The following is a 15,149-nucleotide window of genomic DNA, read 5'->3' as shown; positions in this document are numbered from 1 at the left end:
CCTTCAGTCCGAGTTCGCTTAGAGTCCGAGTTCGCTGGCCTTGACGTGGGTCTGGCAATCCTTCGGGCAGACCCGGTTGCACGCCGAACAGCCGATGCAATTGCCGGCCTGGTCGAGCACCATCACCTTGCGGACGAATTCCTCATCGTCATCGTCGTCGTCGTTTTCCAACGAGCAGCCGACCAGTTCGCCGTCCTCGTTGACGCCCATCAGATGCATGACGTCGCGCGAACAGACCTTGTGACAGCGGCCGCAGCCGATGCATTTGGCGCCGTCGATCGCGGTGATGTAGGTCGGCTCCCACGGCTTGCCGTCGCGGGTGGAAAATATGCTCATGTCTTCAACTCCTGCTACGCGGCCTTTGGCTGCGCGAAATCGGCACCGGGATCGCCTACCGCGGCCTTAGGCCGCCTTGGCTTCCAGCTCTTTCAAGGTCTTGCGGGCGGCTTCCAGCGCCGCATAGGCGTCGTGGGTTTCCTGCGCCACGGTCATGATGGTCTGCCAGTTCACCGGCAGTTCCTCCGACAGATCGTGCAGGTTCATCTTCGCGTTGATGGCGCGCGACGACAGTTTCTTGATCTCGGCTTTCAGCGTTTCGACGTCAGACATCGGCGGTCTCCGACTGGCTTTTAGATCGCGGCAACTTCGGGATATTTGCGGATCATCTCGATGCCGGAGGTAACGAATTTGTCGCCCTCCTCGGCGAGCTTGCCGAGCGTGTCGAAGCCGAAGCGATGCACGTCGCGCAGCTGCTTGTTGACGACGATCAGCCGGCCGGCGGCCAGGATCATCCGGCCGAAACCTTCGTGGTGCATCTTCATCATCGGCGACACCATCAGGCCGGTCTCGCGCTCGATCGCCAGGCACACCGCGTTGTAGAACAATTCCAGCCGCCACAGCGTTTCCGGATCCGGATCGCCGACGATCGGAATCTCGCGGCGCTTCTCCTTGTTGAGAATGTAGGGCTCGATCAGCTCGAGGTCGCTCTTGCCCTCCCAGGCGCCATGGGTGTCCTGCGCCCGCCACTGCTTGATCAGTTCCTTGACGAACACCGAGTCCAGCGCGGGGTCGCATTCGGCGACGATCGCGTCAACCATGCTCCACCTCCTCGGCGAAATCGAACTTGCGCTCTTCGCCCTTCAAGAGCGCCTTGCGCAGCCACGGCGGCGGATTGCCCTTCAGCACGGCGCAGAGCTTTTCCAGAAGCTCGGCGATCGGCTGCGGCTCGGCCACCTTCATCGGATGGACGTTGGCGGCGACCACGCGGGCGGCGCCGGAGCCGCCGATCGCGGCGACGTAGAGGATCGCGCAATCGCGGATCGCGTCGATCCGCGCCGCCAGCTTGTCCTCGTTGCCATCCTCGATGTCGTCGCCGAATTGCACCGCTTCGAGGAAGCGCGAGCCGTCCGGCGAGATATCGTAGATCGCAATATTCTTGGCCCAGCCGAAATGCGCGTCGACGCGCTTCATGTCCTGGGTGGCAAACGCGACCTTCATGCTGGCTCTCCTTTGCTGGGCCTCCAGTGTGCCGCCTGACTGACCGTTAATGAGTCGCAGGCGTCGCACTGACGGAATCCGTGGTTGTGACGGGCTGTCGCCAGGTACCGACATCCGGTTCGTGGAGGTCGGCGATGAACAGATTGCCGACGGTGAAAATCAGGTCGCGGGTGCCGCGGTAGCCGACCGAGGTTTGATGCGCGGCGCCGAGCCGATCGAAGATCGGCAGGCCGATGCGAAGGAACGGAATGGCGAGCCGCGCGGCGGCCTGGCGGCCGTGCGAATGCGACACCAGGAGGTCGCAACCCTCAGCGCCGGCCTCGAGATCCTCGAGGTCGCCGATCAACACCTCGTCGCAGGGGATCTGGTCGAGCGCCGGCGAGGTGGTGGTGGTCACCGCGCTTGTGATGCGGCAGCCCATGTCGGCGAGCCAGCCGCCGATATTGAGCAGCATGTCGGGCTCGGCGCCGATCGCCACCGACTTGCCGCCGAAGTAGAAATGGCCGTCCAGCATGGCGTCGATCAGCTGGCTGCGCTGGCGGCGGTATTTCGCCGGCACCGGCCGGCCGCTGATCTTGGCGAGACAAGCGATGAATTCGTCGTTCGGCGCGAGGCCCGTCAAGCGGCGGAACAGGGTGAAGGGAATCCCGGTGCGGGCTTCCATCGCCTCGGCGGCGGGGCGCATCTGTTCGCCGATCGCGATGGTGTGGATCGCGGTGCCCATCGCCGCGATCTGCGCCACCGAGACGCCGCCATGGGTGGTCGGGGTGAAGTCGTCGGGAACGTGACCGTCGAGCGAGCCGGAGATATCCGGCAGGAAGGTCGGCTGCAGCCCGAACGCCTCGATGATGTCGCGCAGTTCGTCGAGATCGCCCGGGGTGAGATGGCTGCCCGGCAGCACGTTGAGCCGGCCCTGGCGCCGCGAGGTGCCGGACGCCGGCCGCAGCACCAAGGCTTCGACGAGGCGCGTGGTGGCCTTCGACCAGCCGTCCTCGAAGGCGTCCTTGAAATCCGGGGTGGCGACATTGACCAGCGCCACATTGGCCAGTTCGGGGTGGTTGGCGCGGATGATCTTGATGAAGCCGTCGACGTCGTCGCCCTTGATTTCGGTGACGCCGGTCGAACAGATGCCGATGATGTCGGGTTTGGTACGTCCGACAATGTTGACAATCGCCTGTTCGACATTGTCGAAGCCGCCGAGCACGGTGGCGACCTCACTCATCGCCGTGGTCTGCAGCGGGATGGATTCCCGGAAGTGACGCACAAACAGTACCAAACCGAACGATGTACAGCCTTGTGAACCGTGTAGCAGCGGCATGCAGTTGCGCACGCCCATGAACGCCAGCGCGCCGCCGAGCGGCTGGCTCATTTTCAGCGAGTTGACGGTACAGGACTTGGTGGATGTCTTGATCTTTGCCATAGCCGACCTCATGCGACCTGAACGGAGGGCGCGCCGGCGGCGGAGGCCGCTTCGCGCGCCAACATCGCCGCGATGGTCTCCTTGCAAGATCCGCACCCACCGCCGGCCTGGGTGAGCTGGGTGACTTGCGCGATCACCGTGAGGTCGTGGCTGCGGATCGCATCCTCGATGGTGCCGACGCTGATCTCCTTGCATTTGCAAACGATGCTCGCCCAGCGCTCGGCCTCGGCGCGCTCCGGATCGGCGGCAAGCGCCGCTTCGTCCGCCGCATTGGCGGCGTCGGCGCGGTCCTCCCAGCTCACCTCGTCCCACGGCGGCGGCATCCGGACCTGCGCCCACACCGGGTTGGACAGCGCCTTGTCGATCTGCCGCACCATTTCGATGATGCCGACATAGCCAGCGTAAGCGTAGTGCCGCTCCTGGTTGATATCGAGCCAGGGCATCTTGGCCTTCAGCGCCACGAATTGCGAGCGCCCGCCGGACAGCATGATGTCGGCCTTGGCCTCCTTCAGCATCTTGTACATGTCGCGCGGCCGCAGATCGTCGATCTGGTGGACGTCGGGGCTCATCTCCTTGAGCCGCTCCTTGTCCTCCTTGGTCGACTTCTTGACGCTGGAGCCGACGATGCTGAGCCCTGCCTCCTGCAGCGCCGCAACCACCGACCAGGATTTGACCCCGCCGGTGATCAGCAGCACCTTCTTGCCGGTGAGCCGCGGGGTAAACGCCTTGAGCGCCTCCCAGGCGCGGGCCTCCTCGCGGGCGATCACCGCTTCGACGCGGTCCATCAGCTCGGCGTCGGCGCCGCGCGCGATCAACAGCCTTGCGATCTGCCGCAGCGAATCCGAAGTGTCGGTGATGCCGTAGAACGAGCCCTCGAAATACGGGATGCCGTAGCGCTCCTCCATCTTGCGGGCGACGTTGATCATCGCGGTGGAGCACACCATCATCGCCGCTTTGGCGCGGTGCGAACGGGCGATCTCGTGATAGCGCGCGTCGCCCGACAGGCAGGACAGGATGCGGATGCCGAGCTCGTCCAACAGCGGCTTGACCTGCCACAATTCGCCGGCGACGTTGTATTCGCCGATGATGTTGATGTCGTAAGGGGTGGTGAAGTCGGGCTCTTGCGTGCCTATCACGTAATCCAGCATCGCCTCGCCGGCGAGCTTGTTGCCGAGATTCTTCGGGCCGACGAAGCCCGGCGCGATGATCGGGATGCAGGGCGTGCCGAACTTCTCGGCCGCCACCTTGCAGACCGCGGCGATGTCGTCGCCCATCATCGCCGGCACGCAGGTCTGATAGACGAACACCGCCGGCGGATGATATTTCTCGATGATTTCGCGGATCGACTTGAACAGCCGCTTCTCGCCGCCGAACACCACGTCGTTGTCGCCCATGTCGGTGGTGAAGCTGGTGCGGTACAGCTTGGAGCCCGACGACTTGACGCCGCGGTTGTCCCACGAACTGCCTTCGCAGGCGATCGGGCCGTGCACCAGATGGGCGACGTCGGTGACCGGCTGCAGCGCGATCTTGGCGCCGTCAAAGGCACAGCCGCCGGCGGCGCCGCCGGGCTGCAACGGTTTGCTGCAGCCCTTCTTGCGCTCTTTGGCGGCCTTGCCGGTGTTGGTGGCGCAGCCTGGCTCGTTGAAGACTTCTTGAATCTTGTCGGCCAGGCTGCTCATTTTCGGACGTCCTATCTAACAGACCTCAGCGGATGATGTCGAAGCTGATGTCGTTCTTGCCGGCGACGACGTTCTTGTCGATTTCGTCGAAGATCTTGTCGAGGATCTTGACCAGCACGTTGAGCGACCCCTGATAGCCCCACACCGGGTAGCGATGGTGATGGTGACGATCGGCGATCGGGAAACCGATCCGGATCAGCGGGGTGTTGGTATCGCGCTCGAGATACTTGCCGTAGGTCGAGCCGATCATGAAGTCGACGGGTTCGGTGAACAGCAGCGAGCGCAGGTGCCACAGATCCTTGCCGGGATAGGCCTTGCAGTTGGCGCCGAACGGCGAGGAGGCGAGCAGCTGCCTGACCTTCTCTTCCCACGCCTTGTTGCCGTTGGTGGCGACGATGTGGGTCGGCTCGGCGCCGAGCTCGAGCAGGAACGCCGCCAGCCCGAGGCAGAGATCCGGATCGCCGAAGATCGCGAACTTCTTGCCGTGGATGTGGGCGTTGGAGTCGCCGATGGCATCGACCAGCCGGCCGCGCTCCTTGGTGATCGCCTCGGGGATCGGCTTGCCGGTCAGCCGCGAGACTTCCTGCAGGAACTTGTCGGTGCCTGCGAGGCCGATCGGATGGTTGAACGCGGCGACTTCCTGGCCGTGCGCGGCGATGGTCGCCAGCGTCTTTTCGGTGCAGAACTCCTGCATCGAGATGGTGCCGACGGCGTGGATGGCGTTGGCGGCGTCTTCCAGCGTAGTGCCGCCGTCATACATCCGGAATTCACCGTCCGCCGGGGTATCCCAGACGTCGCTGTTGTCGCCGAAGATGGTGTATTTGATCTCCATCAGGTCGAACAACCGCTTGATCTCGCGCATGTTGCCGACGGTGTAGCCGTCGAAACCGCCGATGAAGTTGATCGAGCCGTTGGGCTGGCGCTCCAGCTTCGGCGTGGTGCCGGCCTTGCCGTCCCAGAAATGCTCGACGATGCCCTTCATCGCGTTGTCGTAGCCGGTGATGTGGCTGCCGACGAAGGCCGGGGTGTGGGCGTAGGTGACGTCGAAATCCGCCGGCACCGAGCCCTTTTCCTTGGCGCCCTTGATGAAGGCGTTGAGGTCGTCGCCGATCACTTCGGCCATGCAGGTGGTGGAGACCGCGATCATCTTCGGCTTGTACAGCGCGTGCGCGTTGGCCAGGCCGTCGATCATGTTGTTGAGCCCGCCGAACACCGCGGCGTCTTCCGTCATCGACGAGGAGACGCAGGAGGTCGGCTCCTTGAAGTGGCGGGAGAAGTGGCTGCGATAATAGGCGACGCAGCCCTGCGAGCCGTGCACGAACGGCAGCGTCTTCTCGAAGCCGACCGCCGCGAACACCGCGCCGAGCGGCTGACAGGCCTTGGCCGGGTTGATGACCAGGGATTCACGCGCGAAATTCTTCTCCTGATATTCCGGCGTCTTGGTCCATTCACGGACGCGGTCGAGTTCGACATCCGAGACCGCGTTTTCGAAGTTCTTGCGCTTGCCTTCCAGCATTTCCTTGTAGTCTGGCTTGGCGAACAGGTCGAAGTGGTCGAGGATCTTTTCTGCGTTCTGGCTCATGACATTTTCTTTCCGAAGAGTTCTGGGCTCCCGGCAAGTCGCGGGAACAATGAGAAGCGGGGCTTGGCCGGGAGCCGTGACTTAGCTCCAGGGAGCCTTGGCCAATTTCCAGACCGGCGCGTTGATTGCGATGTCCATGTCGCGGGCGAAGATCGCGAAACCGTCGTAGCCGTGATACGGACCCGAATAATCCCAGGAGTGCATCTGCCGGAACGGCACACCCATCTTCTGGAACACGTACTTCTCCTTGATGCCGGAGCCGACCAGGTCGGGCTGCACCTTCTCGACGAACTTCTCGAACTCGTAGCCGGTCACGTCGTCATAGATCAGCGTGCCGTCCTTCACGTAATGCGTGGTGCGCTGGTAGTCGTCGTTGTGGCCGAATTCATAGCCGGTGCCGACCACTTCCATGCCGAGGTCTTCATAGGCGCCGATGACGTGGCGCGGACGCAGACCGCCGACGAACAGCATCACCTTCTTGCCCTGCAGCCGCGGCTTGTACTGCGCGATGATGGCTTCCATCCGCGGGGTGTATTTGGCGATGACGCGCTCGGCGCCTTCCTTGATCTTGTCGTCGAAGTGGCTGGCGATTTCGCGCAGGCTGGCCGAGATCTTCGACGGCCCGAAGAAATTGTATTCGACCCACGGAATGCCGAACTTTTCTTCCATGTGACGGGTGATGTAGTTCATCGAGCGGTAGCAGTGCAGGATGTTCAGCTTGGCCTTCGGGGTGGCTTCGAGTTCGGCCACCGAGCCGTCGCCGGACCACTGCGCGATGACCCGCAGGCCCATTTCCTCGAGCAGGATGCGCGACGACCAGGCGTCGCCGCCGATGTTGTAGTCGCCGATGATGGCGACGTCATACGGGGTCTGCTCGAACCGCGCCGGCTTGTCGGCGGACTTTTCGAACACCCAGTCGCGCACCGCGTCGTTGGCGATGTGGTGGCCGAGCGACTGCGAGACGCCGCGGAAGCCTTCGCAGCGCACCGGCACGATCGTCTTGCCATCATACTGCTTGGACTTGGCCTTGGAGACCGCCTCGATGTCGTCGCCGATCAGACCGATCGGGCATTCCGACTGGATCGAGATGCCCTTGTTCAGCGGGAACAGCACTTCGACTTCGTCGATGATCTTGCCGAGCTTCTTGTCGCCACCGAACACGATGTCCTTTTCCTGGAAATCGGAGGTGAACTGCATGGTGACGAAGCTGTCGACGCCGGTGGTGCCGACGTAATAGTTGCGGCGCGAGCCCCAGGAATACTGGCCGCAGCCGACCGGGCCGTGGCTGATGTGGACCATGTCCTTGATCGGGCCCCACACCACGCCCTTGGAACCGGCGTAGGCGCAACCCCGGATCGTCATCACGCCCGGGATCGACTTGATGTTGGACTTGACGCCGCATTCGGCTTTTTCGGAATCGTAAGTGCCAAGATGCTTGGCCCGGCGCTTGGCCGACTTGTCCGGATAGGCCTTGAGGACCTCCCCGATCAGTTCCTTGTTGCGCGCCTTGGTGTCTTCGGTGGTGGCTGCGATCGCAGAGCTCATGGTCATACCTCGTTTCGCGGGACCGCTGATCTGGGCGCCGGCCGCCCGCAGGCAGCCGGCCCCGTCAGACGCGTGTTAATCAGGCGGTGGCTTCGGCGGCGGCGGCTTTCGCCGCTTCCTTGGCGGCCAGTTCGGCGAGCGCCTGCTCGTCGGTCTTCATGATGCCGAAGTCGAGCAGCATGCCTTCCAGCTCTTCCATGGTGATCGGGGTCGGGATGGTGCCCTTGCCGGAATTGGCATGGATCTTCTCGGCGAGCGCGCGATATTCCTTGGCCTGCTGGCTGTCGGGCGCGTATTCGATCACGGTCTGGCGGCGCAACTCGGCGTGCTGCACGATGTTGGCGCGCGGCACGAAGTGGATCAGCTTGGAGTTGAGGCGAGCGGCCAGCGCTTCGGCGAGGTCGAGCTCGCGGTCGGTCTGGCGTTCGTTGCAGATCAGACCGCCGAGGCGGACGCCGCCCGAGGAGGCGTATTTCAGAATGCCCTTGGCGATGTTGTTGGCGGCGTACAGCGCCATCATCTCGCCGGACATCACGATGTAGATTTCCTGCGCCTTGTTCTCGCGGATCGGCATCGCGAAGCCGCCGCACACCACGTCGCCGAGCACGTCGTAGGAGACGTAGTCGACGTCTTCATAGGCGCCGTTCTCTTCCAGGAAGTTGATCGCGGTGATGACGCCGCGGCCGGCACAACCGACGCCGGGCTCCGGGCCGCCGGCCTCGGTGCACTTAATGCCCTTGTAGCCGATCTTCATCACGTCTTCGAGTTCGAGGTCTTCGACCGAGCCGGCTTCAGCGGCGAGGCTGAGCACGGTGTCCTGCATCTTGGTGTTGAGGATCAGGCGGGTGGAGTCCGCCTTGGGGTCGCAGCCGACGATCAGGATCTTCTGACCCATCTCGACCAGTGCCGCGAGCGTGTTCTGTGACGTGGTGGACTTGCCGATGCCGCCCTTGCCGTAGAACGCGATTTGCCGAAGTGCCGCCATGTTTTCTCTCCGTTGCCTTGAACCGTTTGATCGATGTGCGCGGCTGCGCAGTGAGTTTCCGTTGAAGAACCGTCGCACGGCTCCGATGCGGACGTTGCTCCTTGCATTCGCTGCTCAGACAACCATCCATCGCCTTGCTGACCAGTGTTTTGCAACGACCGTGCCAACGCCTTTAGAATTAGAAAAACTCAGCGATTACTTGGTGATAGCGGGGCCAGCTGGCGCTACCGGGGTGTTGTTTCAAACCCGACATCGGCTGTTTCGGGCCGACATCGGCGGCCGGCTCCTGTCCGAAACAAAACAACCGATGCGGCGCGCTATGCGAGAACAGCATGGCGTGCGATTGCGCTGCGACAGCCGAACCCGCCGCTGGTGTCGCGACGATGCGTCTGCGTGTCGTTGCGATGGGAGCCGTCGCCTCGCAAAAGGCTGGCCGAAAAGGCAGCGAGCAAACAGGGGGGTCCTTGCGTGCCGAGGGCGGCGCGCAACGCCGCTTGAGACGCGAAGCAATCCAGGGGCTCATGCGTGGCGCTGGATTGCTTCGTCGCAAGAGCTCCTCGCAATGGCGCGTGAATGCCTGATTTCGTTGGGCGGCCAAGCCGCGGCGCTGCTCACCATCCGGCTGGCAGGGTTCGCGACGGCCGCTTTATTGCAAACGCACGGGTGCGTCCGGCGAGGCGATCGTGTCCCGGACGCGGAGATGTTGTCGGCGCGCCTGCGTTTCTCCTCATCCTGAGGAGCCCGCCGGAGCTCGAAGAGCAAGCCGGGCGTCTCGAAGGATGAGGAGTATGACAAGTTGGCCCGCCTCCTGGTTCGAGACGCGCGGCCAGGCGGCCGCGCTCCCCACCATGAGGCTCCTTGTGGCTGGAGTTATTTAATCGCCCCGTTATGCCGTCGCCGGCTCGTGCTGCGCCAGGGCAGCGCAGGCGTCGGCCAGCGGCAGGGCGATCCGGGTGATGTTCTGCTCTTGCAGAAACTTCGCCTCGTTCTTGGTCAAAGGGTCGGGCAGCACCGCCCAATGCCGGTCCGAGGAGCGCTTCATGATCTGGCGGGCGAACAGCCGGTCGAGCTGTTCGGCGAAACGGCAGCCGAGGAACAGGAAGTGGCGGTCGCTGCGGATCTGTTGCACCGGCTCCGGCAGCGGGGTCTGAATGTCGATCTCGGTCAGCACCTCGACAAAGTCGCTGTCCGACACCAGGAAGTTGGCCGCCGGCGCCACCGAGCCGAGCGGCTGATACAATAGCGTCGACCAGGCCGCCGCCTCGGCCGGGGCCGGTGCGAACAAGGGCATCTCGGCGTCCTCGCCGACGATGCTCGGGGTGTCTTCCGGCACCAATGAGCCGTCGGCGCGGAAGTAATTCACCCAGCGGCCGAAATGCTCGGTCTGGCTGACGCCCTGCGCCATGCCCCAGCCGGCGCGGCCGGCCAGTGCCTTGATCGGTAAATCGTCGTACCAGGCGTTGACCCACAGCGGCAGCTTCGGCTGCGCCGCGAGGAAGCGATGCAACGCGGTCGGCGCCATGTCGGAGCGGAACGCCTCGATCATCGCCTTGGTCAGCGTCGAGCGATGCTTGAAGTTCTCGATGTATTGCGCGGCGCCGGTGAGGTTGTTGCGGACCTTGTGCGGCACCTTGGTCTTGGCGGTGAGCTTACCGACCAGCGCCAGCGGCGAATCCGGCACCACGCAGGCCTCGCCGGCCAGCGCCAGCACGCCGGGGCCGAGATAGGGAATCACCTGGCCGGCGCCCATTCGAGCGGCGATGTCTGCGAAGGTCTGTTCCGTCATGGGTCGAACCTCGTTGTGCCGGCTGCGCGGTTACGCCGCCAGTCTATGCGGCACCACCACCAGGCCGGTGGCGCGCGCGGGATCGGAAGTCAGCTTCCAGCAATGCTCCATGCCGTCGACCAGGTAGAGGTCGAACAGCGGATATTCGCGAAACGCGATCTCGTCGGCCATGTCGGAGGCATCGCAGCGCGTCAGCGACAGTTTCGGAAACCGCCGGCGCAGTTCCGCGACGACCTGCGGGTCGGCCTCGGGCGCGCCGAGCAGCGCGCCGATTTCGCTCAAATCATTCGCCGACAGCGCCATGGCTACATCTTCCGGGCTTCGACGGTGATCGGCAGCTTGGTGTCGGCGGCCATCGCCGGCAATTCCAGCTGCCAGCCATTGGCCAGGGTGATGTGGCCGCCCCACATTTCCGGCTTCTCCATCGAGACGATCGGCTCTTCCAAATCCTTCTTCGGCACATAGGCCGAAAGCTGGCCCTGCGATCCCTTGCGGATCATGATCTTCATGACTTCGATTCCTTGATTGGCCGCCGCACCCGGCAGCTAGAACGCTGCGATTTCATCTTCCAGACAGCCGACCACGCGGCTCGACCCGAATTCCACCAGATAGACCGGCGTATTGCTTTCGACATGGCTGCCGATCTTGACGATCTCGCCGGCGTCGCCGGTCTGTACCAGCAGCGCGCCGTCCGGCTGATCCGGGAACGAGCCGTCGTTGAACAGGTCGATCGCGGCCTTGACCCTTTGGCCCCATTGATACTTCGGTTCCGCCATCACGCCACGTCCTGTTCCGGCTGTGCTTCGAGCTGCTCGATCGATTCGATCTCCCGGCCCTTCATGCCGACCTTGCGGCCCTGCGCGACGAAATCCACGCCGTAGATGTAGAACTGCTGCAGGAAGGTGCCGATCGAGACCACGTAGCCCTCGTCGCCCTTCTTCACCAGCACCTCGCCGATTTCCTTGCCGGGAAAGGTGCCGTCATTGCGGATGTTGAGCCTGGAGCGCACCTTCTCGCCGTATTCGAACGCCGGCGGGCCGTCGAGTTCGACGATGTCGCTGTCGCGGCTGATCTTGCTCATCGTCGCCTCTCCGTCGTGCTGGTGATGGTGATCTCAATCGTCATCGGATTTTCCGATCCGCTGCCAGACGCCGAGCAGCAGCCCGGCATTGACCTTGTCGGTAGGGTCGAGTTCGAGCAGCTTCTGCACCGCGGCGTGGCCCTCGTCGACGTCGCCGAGCCGCATCTGCAGATAGGCGTAGGCCTTGAGCGTGAACAGATAGAACCGCGGCAGCACCGCGGCGTAATCGCTGAAGTCGGCGTCGGAAGGCGTCACGCAATGCCAGTCGGCATTGAGGTTGTTGTCGCGCGCGGCCTTGCCGAGACAGCGGCAGGCGACCTCGAGCGCCTCCTCGAGCCGGCCCTTGTAGAAGTAGAAGCGATACAGCCCGATCAGCACCGCGGCGTGATCCGGCGCCAAGGCCTGCGCCTCGTGCAGATGCTGTTCGGCGAGTTCGGCGCGGTGATACAGCGTGGCGGCCCGATCGAGGTGGCGTTCGGCCTCCGCCGGCAGCCCGGCGCCGAGCAACGCGTCCGCCAGCAGCGACGGCTCCGCTGCGAACATCGGCGGTTCGTTGCCAGCGGCCGGCGCCATGTCAGATCTCCCGCAACTGGTGCAGGCTGACGGTCGGCTTCGGCGCGGCGTCGGGCGCGCAGCCGCAGGCGCTGCGCTTCGGATCGTGCAACACGAAGCCGCTCGAGGTCGGGGTTTCGACGAAATCGACCACCACGCCGTCGAGCAGTTGCCGGCTCGCCGGCGGCAGATAGAACGAGATGTCGCCCACAGTTTCGACGACCTCGCCCGGGCGCACCGCGGGCTCGACGTCGAACTCGGCCGACAGGCCGGCGCAGCCTCCCGAACTCACCGTGAGGCGGAAGCCGCCGGCGCCGGGGCTGAAGCGCAGCATGCGGCGGACGAATTTTTCGGCGGACGGCGTCAGCGTAAAGCTCATGCGCGCCTCCCTTACGCCGGCGCCTGATAGCGCGGCACGGAATTGTCGATCACGCAGGTACCCTCGACCGGGCACACCGCGGCGCATTGCGCCATGTCGAAATGGCCGAGGCATTCGGTGCATTTCTTCGGATTGATGTGGAAGGTGCCGCCCTTCTCGAAGATCGCGACGTTGGGGCATTCCGGCTCGCAGGCCGAACACGCGGTGCACTGGGAGGAGACGATCTTGTAAGCCATGCTAGTTCCGTCCTTCGTCTTCGTGCTTCACGACCGCGCGGACATCCGCACGGCGACTGGTCGAATTCGCGAACCACCTGCCGGCTCATGCCTCGGTGAAGGCGCCCTGGCGGATGTCGGCGTCGCCCTTGGCGCGGTGGCTGATTTCCTTCTTCTCGACGCGCTGCAGATAGTCCTTGAAGTAAGCGATCACCGAGGTCTCGATGAATTCGAAGGCGTAGGTTTCCACCGCCTCGATGCCGGCTTCCTTCAGCGAGTCCTTCGGGCAGATGCCGATCTTGGCGACCAAAACCGCGGTGCAGTCGTTCAGGGCGCGGATGATGGTGGCGGCGCCGTCGGCGGAGGCGTAGCCGCCTTCGCAATACAGGTCGACGCGGCGGTGGCCGACGAATTTGGCGCCCGCGGTAGAGACCTCATAGATCTGGAATTCGTGGGCATGGCCGAAATGCTCGTTGACCCGGCCGCCGCCCTTGGTGGCGACCGCGACCAGGATCTTGATCGCGCTGGTCTCATCCGCGAGCTTGACCAGTTCGGCGGTCTTGGCCTTGGCGATGGCGTCGCGCTCGGCCTCGACCTTGGCCTGATAGGCCTTGCGGGCTTCGAGGTCGTAGCTGACCTGCATCGCCGCGACCTTCTCGTTGGAAAACTCGTCGCTGCGGTCTTCGCCGAGCAGGCCGACGGCATCGGCGCGGCACTGCCGGCAATGCCGCATCATGTTCATTTCGCCTTCGCAGGCGTCCTGCAGCGCCTTCAATTCCTGCGCCGACGGACCGCGCAGCCCGGACAGCCCGTACACGGTGCCGTGCTCCGGCTCGGAGATCAGCGGCATGATGTTGTGCAAGAAGGCGCCGCGCGCCTTCACCGCCTTGTTGACCTCGACCAGATGCTTGTCGTTGACACCGGGGATCATCACCGAATTGACTTTGACCAGGATGCCGCGCGCGGTCAGCATTTCCAGCCCAAGCAATTGCCGCTCCGACAGGATCTTCGACGCCTCGACGCCCTCGTAGCGGCGGTGGTTGTAGAAGATCCACGGATAGATCTTGGCGCCGACCTCGGGGTCAATCATGTTGATGGTGATGGTGACGTGATCGACGTTCATCGCCTGGATGCGGTCGACATGATCCGGCAGCGTCAAGCCGTTGGTCGACAGGCACAGCTTGATGTCGGGCGCGGTGGCCGACACCAGCTCGAAGGTCTTGAAGGTCTTTTGCGGATTGGCGAGCGGATCGCCGGGGCCGGCGACGCCGAGCACCGTCATCTGCGGCACGCTGGAAGCCACCGCCAGCACCTTCTTCGCCGCCTGCTCCGGGGTCAGCTTCTCGCTGACCACGCCGGGGCGGGATTCGTTGGCGCAATCATATTTGCGATTACAGTAGTTGCACTGGATGTTGCAGGCCGGCGCCACCGCGACATGCATGCGGGCGAAATGGTGATGCGCCTGTTCGCTGTAGCAGGGATGGTTCTTGACCTTCTCCCAGACCTCGGGCGGCAGATCGCCCTGCCCGGCCGCCGAGCCGCAGCTCGACTTGCCGCTGCCGCCCTTCGAACTGCAGCCTGCGCTGGCGACCTGCTGTCGAATTTCCTCGAGCGACTTCGCCCCGGGCGTCCCAAACTCCAGCAGTTGTACCAGCTTCTGCATGTCGTCCTCGCTGTTTGCCGCGCGGTGATGGTGCGGGCACGCCCGTCGCCCTCTCGTGGCGCAAGACCGAGCCGGCCTCACGCAGCAACAGCTACGCAACTAACGTGCCAGCGCGCGTGCGAGGAATAGCGCGTTGAAAACATGGCAGTTTCAAAGCCGCGCCCGGTGTCACGATGCCGACAAGGGCGGGCGCGGCGCGATCCCGCGCTGTTACAAAGGTGACATTGTACGCGCGCGCCAATGTCGGATTTCCGGAATGTGCAATGCGCCGCGCAGCGTACGCGGCGGTGCTGAATCGCGGCGCCGCAGATCGCGCGCGCGCCACGCAAAATATCCCGCGCAGCAACCGCGCATCGTCAAGGTGATGCGCGTCGCTGGGCACGGATCGGATGGCTCGACCCCCGGCGCTGCCGCGGGCCCTCGTGGCGTGATGCCGGCGGCAATAACCCGCCGGCCGCAGCGGTTTAGGCCGGAACGCAGGTGTTCTCGACCGGGCACACCGAGGCGCATTGCGGCTTGTCGAACTGGCCTTCGCACTCGGTGCATTTGGCGGCTTCGATGATGTACATGTCGCGCTTCAAGGTGATCGCGGCATTCGGGCATTCGAACTCGCACGCACCACACACCGAACATTGCGAGGCGACAATTTTGTAGGCCATAGGTGACTCCTTAGCTGGCGGATGATGCCTCGCCCTTCAAACCGCGTGCCAATCGGCAAATATTTGATCTAACGCAATTTTATGTGGGGCTTACGGCCGCAGCACT

General features: G+C 63.9%; 19 protein-coding genes. All 19 read right to left on the bottom strand.

All coding sequences use genetic code 11. From position 1 onward, the window contains the following. Nucleotides 1-18: 18 nt before the first annotated feature. Entirely contained in the window at nt 19-336 is a 318-nt protein-coding gene (gene fdxB, locus VGC77_RS09465; RefSeq protein ID WP_331171316.1) for a ferredoxin III, nif-specific, read from the bottom strand. 66 nt (nt 337-402) lie between these two features. Then, on the bottom strand, nt 403-609 hold the full coding sequence (locus VGC77_RS09460) for a CCE_0567 family metalloprotein (protein WP_331171315.1): 207 nt from the start codon (nt 607-609) through the stop codon (nt 403-405). Nucleotides 610-629: 20 nt separating this feature from the next. Beyond that, entirely contained in the window at nt 630-1,097 is a 468-nt protein-coding gene (locus VGC77_RS09455; RefSeq protein ID WP_331171314.1) for a NifX-associated nitrogen fixation protein, read from the bottom strand. Beyond that, nucleotides 1,090-1,497, bottom strand: coding sequence for a nitrogen fixation protein NifX (gene nifX / locus VGC77_RS09450; RefSeq protein ID WP_331171313.1), 408 nt, complete (start codon nt 1,495-1,497; stop codon nt 1,090-1,092). The genes VGC77_RS09455 and nifX overlap by 8 nt, the downstream gene beginning before the upstream one ends. Before the next feature lie 46 nt (nt 1,498-1,543). Then, nucleotides 1,544-2,917, bottom strand: coding sequence for a nitrogenase iron-molybdenum cofactor biosynthesis protein NifN (nifN, locus tag VGC77_RS09445; protein WP_331171312.1), 1,374 nt, complete (start codon nt 2,915-2,917; stop codon nt 1,544-1,546). A gap of 8 nt (nt 2,918-2,925) precedes the next feature. Beyond that, complete coding sequence (nifE, locus tag VGC77_RS09440; protein WP_331171311.1) at nt 2,926-4,596, bottom strand: nitrogenase iron-molybdenum cofactor biosynthesis protein NifE; 1,671 nt, start codon at nt 4,594-4,596, stop codon at nt 2,926-2,928. 25 nt (nt 4,597-4,621) lie between these two features. Then, nucleotides 4,622-6,178: a nitrogenase molybdenum-iron protein subunit beta gene (gene nifK / locus VGC77_RS09435; protein WP_331171310.1), complete on the bottom strand. Its 1,557-nt coding sequence runs from the start codon at nt 6,176-6,178 to the stop codon at nt 4,622-4,624. An 81-nt stretch (nt 6,179-6,259) separates the two neighbouring features. Then, on the bottom strand, nt 6,260-7,723 hold the full coding sequence (gene nifD, locus VGC77_RS09430; protein WP_331171309.1) for a nitrogenase molybdenum-iron protein alpha chain: 1,464 nt from the start codon (nt 7,721-7,723) through the stop codon (nt 6,260-6,262). A gap of 79 nt (nt 7,724-7,802) precedes the next feature. Beyond that, nucleotides 7,803-8,708 carry a nitrogenase iron protein gene (gene nifH, locus VGC77_RS09425; RefSeq protein ID WP_331171308.1) on the bottom strand — a complete coding sequence of 302 codons (906 nt, stop codon included), beginning with the start codon at nt 8,706-8,708 and terminating at the stop codon, nt 7,803-7,805. 886 nt (nt 8,709-9,594) lie between these two features. Next, nucleotides 9,595-10,494, bottom strand: a complete 900-nt coding sequence (locus tag VGC77_RS09420; RefSeq protein ID WP_331171307.1) for an SIR2 family protein — start codon at nt 10,492-10,494, stop codon at nt 9,595-9,597. A 30-nt stretch (nt 10,495-10,524) separates the two neighbouring features. Continuing rightward, nucleotides 10,525-10,797: a hypothetical protein gene (locus VGC77_RS09415; RefSeq protein ID WP_331171306.1), complete on the bottom strand. Its 273-nt coding sequence runs from the start codon at nt 10,795-10,797 to the stop codon at nt 10,525-10,527. A gap of 2 nt (nt 10,798-10,799) precedes the next feature. Further along, entirely contained in the window at nt 10,800-11,003 is a 204-nt protein-coding gene (gene nifT / locus VGC77_RS09410; RefSeq protein ID WP_331171305.1) for a putative nitrogen fixation protein NifT, read from the bottom strand. Between the two features lie 36 nt (nt 11,004-11,039). After that, on the bottom strand, nt 11,040-11,270 hold the full coding sequence (locus VGC77_RS09405) for a nitrogen fixation protein NifZ (RefSeq protein ID WP_331171304.1): 231 nt from the start codon (nt 11,268-11,270) through the stop codon (nt 11,040-11,042). Next, nucleotides 11,270-11,575, bottom strand: a complete 306-nt coding sequence (locus VGC77_RS09400; protein ID WP_331171303.1) for a nitrogen fixation protein NifZ — start codon at nt 11,573-11,575, stop codon at nt 11,270-11,272. Before VGC77_RS09400 ends, VGC77_RS09405 begins: the two co-directional genes overlap by 1 nt. 33 nt (nt 11,576-11,608) lie before the next feature. After that, nucleotides 11,609-12,148 carry a hypothetical protein gene (locus tag VGC77_RS09395; protein ID WP_331171302.1) on the bottom strand — a complete coding sequence of 180 codons (540 nt, stop codon included), beginning with the start codon at nt 12,146-12,148 and terminating at the stop codon, nt 11,609-11,611. A gap of 1 nt (nt 12,149) precedes the next feature. Further along, the gene (locus VGC77_RS09390; RefSeq protein ID WP_331171301.1) at nt 12,150-12,506 is read right to left on the bottom strand and encodes a HesB/IscA family protein; all 357 of its coding nucleotides are present in this window, start codon (nt 12,504-12,506) and stop codon (nt 12,150-12,152) included. 11 nt (nt 12,507-12,517) lie between these two features. Then, entirely contained in the window at nt 12,518-12,742 is a 225-nt protein-coding gene (locus VGC77_RS09385) for a 4Fe-4S binding protein (RefSeq protein WP_331171300.1), read from the bottom strand. 85 nt (nt 12,743-12,827) lie between these two features. Then, the gene (gene nifB, locus VGC77_RS09380) at nt 12,828-14,384 is read right to left on the bottom strand and encodes a nitrogenase cofactor biosynthesis protein NifB (RefSeq protein ID WP_331171299.1); all 1,557 of its coding nucleotides are present in this window, start codon (nt 14,382-14,384) and stop codon (nt 12,828-12,830) included. A gap of 464 nt (nt 14,385-14,848) precedes the next feature. Next, nucleotides 14,849-15,043: a 4Fe-4S binding protein gene (locus VGC77_RS09375; RefSeq protein WP_331171298.1), complete on the bottom strand. Its 195-nt coding sequence runs from the start codon at nt 15,041-15,043 to the stop codon at nt 14,849-14,851. Nucleotides 15,044-15,149 lie beyond the last annotated feature (106 nt).

The sequence above is a fragment of the Rhodopseudomonas sp. genome (assembly GCF_036404135.1).
In the GTDB taxonomy this organism is placed as follows: Bacteria; Pseudomonadota; Alphaproteobacteria; order Rhizobiales; family Xanthobacteraceae; genus Rhodopseudomonas_A.
Note: the sequence above shows the minus strand (reverse complement) of the source record. Positions and strands in the feature narration are given on the sequence as shown.